General features: G+C 68.1%; 2 protein-coding genes. One reads left to right on the forward strand and one right to left on the reverse strand.

The window, feature by feature from the left end; translation table 11 throughout:
* The coding region (locus A5673_RS18100) for a cutinase family protein (protein WP_156748352.1) at positions 1-375 on the reverse strand (375 nt) is incomplete at its 3' end.
* A gap of 144 nt (positions 376-519) precedes the next feature.
* Between A5673_RS18100 and A5673_RS18105 the strand changes: the two genes are divergently transcribed.
* Positions 520-888 (forward strand): cutinase family protein (locus A5673_RS18105; protein WP_231971129.1); only part of this gene is annotated, 369 nt, incomplete at its 3' end.

Genomic DNA, 888 nt, shown 5'->3' on the forward strand with positions numbered 1-888 from the left:
CTCGGCGCCCAGCGAGTAACCGCCGAGCACGATGCGGGTGTTCGGGCAGGTCCTGGCCATCGATTCAACGTGGGCGCCGATGTCGTTGGCGCCACTGCCGGTGGTGATGTTGGCGGGGTAGTTCACGCCGTACACGCCGATCGACTTCCGCGTCTTGCCGCGCAGTGCATTGACGAATGCGTCGCCGACCGCGCCGACGCCGGGTGGCTCCTCTCGCCCGCGGGCGAAAACCACTTCGGCGTCGGGGCAGGCCGCCGATGCCGCGGGAATCGTGCCGGCGATCGGGGACGGCGTCACAGCTGGGGCAACAACCAATGCCACTGCGAGCCAGGTGGCGGCCGCCAGATCGAGGACACGATGCGCGCCCGGTGTCATCGCGACAAGCCTCATGGCGCGATATTACGGACTGAGTATGTGAGGCAGCTTTGGCTTTTGGGTTTGCTGGCGGGGGCAGCCGGGCGCCAGAATTCAGCCGGTCGGGGGTGTCGCAGTACGTACTGCACGTGTCAGCATTGGGACGTGAACGCACACCGATTCGCCCGTTTGCTGGCTACCGCGGTGGTCACAAACTCGGCGGCGCTGCTGAGCGCAACCATTTCCCTTGCCCCGGCGTCCGCCGCTGCATGCCCTGACGCCGAGGTGACGTTCGCCCGCGGCACCGACGAGGCACCCGGCGTCGGTGGCGTCGGACAGCAATTCATCGATGCCCTGCGCTCGCAGGTGGGGGGCCGGTCCGTTGCCGTGTATGCCGTCAACTACCCCGCCACCGAGGATTGGCCCCCGTCGGCATCCGCCGGCGCCGGAGATGCCAGCGCCCACGTTGAATCGATGGCCAGGACCTGCCCGAACACCCGCATCGTGCTCGGCGGTTACTCGCTGGGCGAGGCG

Source organism: Mycobacterium sp. E3198, assembly GCF_001667015.1.
Lineage (GTDB): Bacteria > Actinomycetota > Actinomycetes > Mycobacteriales > Mycobacteriaceae > Mycobacterium.